The sequence below is a fragment of the uncultured Jannaschia sp. genome (assembly GCF_947494055.1).
Classification (GTDB): Bacteria; Pseudomonadota; Alphaproteobacteria; order Rhodobacterales; family Rhodobacteraceae; genus Jannaschia.
Map to the genome: position 1 here is coordinate 1 of NZ_CANLTR010000104.1, position 3,199 is coordinate 3,199.

At 63.5% G+C, this 3,199-nt stretch carries 4 protein-coding genes; 1 reads left to right on the plus strand and 3 read right to left on the minus strand.

The window, feature by feature from the left end:
- Window positions 1-108 precede the first annotated feature (108 nt).
- From Q1A87_RS23145 to Q1A87_RS23155, 3 genes are all read right to left on the minus strand, one after another.
- Window positions 109-1,203 carry a YihY/virulence factor BrkB family protein gene (locus Q1A87_RS23145; RefSeq protein ID WP_299657120.1) on the minus strand — a complete coding sequence of 365 codons (1,095 nt, stop codon included), beginning with the start codon at window positions 1,201-1,203 and terminating at the stop codon, window positions 109-111.
- A gap of 135 nt (window positions 1,204-1,338) precedes the next feature.
- A complete protein-coding gene (locus tag Q1A87_RS23150) occupies window positions 1,339-2,184 on the minus strand; it encodes a DUF3618 domain-containing protein (protein WP_299657123.1) in 846 nt (281 codons plus the stop codon).
- Between the two features lie 48 nt (window positions 2,185-2,232).
- Window positions 2,233-2,793, minus strand: coding sequence for a phage holin family protein (locus Q1A87_RS23155; protein WP_299657126.1), 561 nt, complete (start codon window positions 2,791-2,793; stop codon window positions 2,233-2,235).
- A gap of 214 nt (window positions 2,794-3,007) precedes the next feature.
- On the opposite strand from Q1A87_RS23155, the gene Q1A87_RS23160 reads away from it, so the two are divergent.
- The coding region (locus Q1A87_RS23160) for a hypothetical protein (RefSeq protein WP_299657129.1) at window positions 3,008-3,199 on the plus strand (192 nt) is incomplete at its 3' end.

Here is a 3,199-nt window from a genome sequence, read left to right on the forward strand (position 1 = left end):
TGGTCGCCCAGTTACCCGTCAAGAAGCTGCGCATTCAGGAGGATCGCTGCGGGCGCCACGATCGACAAGCTTGGAAAGCGAACCTGCGTGGGTCCCGCACGCGATCGTCTAGAGTCCGTCGCCCCGGCGCTTGGCGCGTTTCGAGCCGCCCGCGGCGCGGTCGGCCATGACGGCGCCGCGCGCGCCCATCGGCCTCTCCGGGCCGGTCGTCGTGTCGGCCGTGGTCTCGTGTTCGAGTTCGGAGTTCAGCTCTGCGCCGGTCACGACGACGATCGTACTGATCCAGATCCACGTCATGAAGCCGATCGCCGCGCCGAGCGAGCCGTAGGTCGCGTCGTAGGAACCGAAGTTCGAAGCATACCAGGAGAAAAGACCCGAGAAGACCAGCCAGAGCACCGCCGCGATCCCGCTGCCCCAGCTGACCCATCGCCACTCTGGCGGTTCACGGGACGGGCCATAGCGATAGAGAAGCGCGATCAGACCGGCAACGACGATCAGGAGGACAGGCCAGCGAAGCCAGTTCACGAGCGCCTCGAGCTGTGCACCGAAGGCCATGTTCTGCAGGATCGCCGGCACCGCGAGCACCGCTCCGAGGGCCAGGATCACGAAGACGAGCCCGCCCAGCGTAAAGGCGAGCGAGGTCAGCGTCAGGCGTATGAAGCCGCGTGTCTCCTCTTCCTCGTAGGCGATGTTGAGCGCCTCGAAGATCGACTTGACCCCGGCATTGGCCGACCAGAGCGAGGTGCCGAGCCCGAGGACGAAGGCCAGCCCGAGCCCGGCCGAGCCCTGCGAGGCCAGCGACTCGAGCTGGCCGCTGATGATCTCCATCGTGCCGCCGGGCAAGACGCCTTCCAGCGCGGTGATGTGCCCTTGGATCGTCGCCGGATCGGCGAAGAGCCCGTAGATCGAGACCAGCGCGGCGAGGGCCGGAAACAGGGCGAGCAGCGCATAGAAGGTCACGCCTGCGGCCACCAGCATGACATGGTCATTGGTGATTTCCGCGTAGGTCCGCTTGAGGACATCTATCCAGCCACGGGTCGGTAGCTCCGACGGGGCCTCCGATGCGTGCGGGCTCCTCGGGTCGGCGTCACCGGTGTCGTCGCGGTCACGGTTGTGCCGCCGCTGGCGAACGGCAGCGAGGCCGCCCGCGACCGCGAGCGTGGCGAGGGCTTTCAGGCCACGGGGTCTGGATGGTGTTCGCATGATATCTCAACTGATACCGCATCAAGGAGGATGTCGTATGGCGGCAAGACGGCTGGTGCTTCGCTCGCGTTTCGATGCCATAGGAGTGCTGGAGGACCGCCAGGTTACGACCGGACGTCTGTGTGTTGATGACGACTAGACCTTTTTGTCGTCATCCAGATCGCTATGCGCGTTCGTGATCGGGTCTCGGAACGACGGGCTTTCCTTATCCACCTTCGGGTTCATCTTCGTGGTCGGCTTAGATCCAAGAGCCGGATCTTCGACCCCATCGTCCTTAAGAAGTGGATCATCCGAGCTCGAACTGTCGGCATTTTTCAGCGGTTCTGACGATCGCAGCGGATCACGGGCTTTCTCCGAAAGCGTGTCGGTGTTCTCATCCCTGTCTGCCGTCGTGGGCTTCGAAGCGACGACCGGCTCCTTGGCGGTGCTATCGCTCGGGAGCGGATCGCCCGTGATCGCGGGATCGGTGGCATCCGGGGATCGCAGCGGATCACGGGCTTCGTCCGACATCGAAGATGGCGTATTCGTGCCGAGGCCTGTCGTGCGCGGTTGACCCGCCATTGCGGACGACGCCGTTGCGCTCGCACCAACACCCGGTGCCGATCGGGTCGCGTTCAAGTCTGACGCTGACCCGTACTCATCGTGATCGTTCCCGTAAACAAGGGCATCGTCGTAGCGATCAGTCGGGACTCGCTGACCGGCCGACGTCGGTCTCGGGTTCCGGTTCGATCCCATCGCCAGCCATGCGACCCCGATCCCGATCAGGACCAGCGGAATTGGATTGGCCTGAGCGTTGCGCACCAGATTGTCGAGATGCCGGCGCCCGTCGCCCCGGAAATATGCGATCCCCTGATCGACGAGCGCGTTCGGGCTAAGCCGGGCCTCGAGGCTGTCGATGGACCCGGCAAGGTTCGCGCGAGCCGTCTCGACGTCACGCTCGGCCTCGCGCGTGGTCTTCTGATCGTGTTTGCTGTCAGCCATTGTCTGAATTCCTTCGTTGAGACGAACGTTGGGACGGATCGGTGCGGCTCAGATCTGGTCGCGCGCCATCTCTTTGTCCTTCTTGACCTGCCGAATGGTCCGGTCCGGAACCAGGTTTCCCGGATCGAGCTTGCTCAGTCCGTTGCGCAGGAGGAGCGCGCCGATCACGGCGAACACCACGCCGACGAGCAACGCGGCGAGCCCTTCATAGGTCGGCAGCGTCCGCGCGGCATCGAGCGCCGCCTCGACGTTCCGGTTCACTGCCGTGACCACCTGGACTTGTCTCTCGTCGAGCCCGTCGAGCGCGACGACTTCCCGGCCTGCCGAAGCATCGTCGCCGAAGAGTCCGACGAGCAGGCGCGCGACGCCGCTGACGAGGGCGGAAAGCAGAATGCCAAGGGAAACCATCACCAAGACGGTGCCCGCGATGAGCTCGCCGATCGCGGCCTTCAGTTGCGCCGCTTTCTCGGACATCTCGGCCCGGGCGAGCTCGATTTCGTTCTGAACCAGGTTCGAGCCGTGTCGGAGGACATCACTCGCGAGCCCCGCAGGTGAGCGGGACGCGCCAGCGGGATCGGCTGGACGATTGGGGTCAGTCGAGTTTGCCATGAGTTACCTCCAGGGCGGAAACGGCTATGCAAAGGATCGGATAAGAATCCGGTTTTGCGCTTTCATTTGGTCCATCAACCAAAGCAGGGATGAACCGTTCCGCGAGATTGAAAGAAACTAACGTTTGTTAATTGGTCTGACGAGGGTGGAACTCTATATCCCGGTCGCTTCTTGGACTGACACGAAATGATTTAATCCAGTGGAGCCAATCCCGATGAAATCTGTCCTTTCGACCTTGCTCGTCGGTACAGCCCTCACCGTTCCGTTCGCCGGGCATGCGCAACAGACCTCGGTAGAGGAGGCCTGCGCCAACCTGCAGGCCGCTCTCACCAGCGAATTGCCCGAGGGGGCAGACGAGGCCCAGATCACGCAGATCGTCGAGACCGGCGACGGTGAAGCCTGTCGC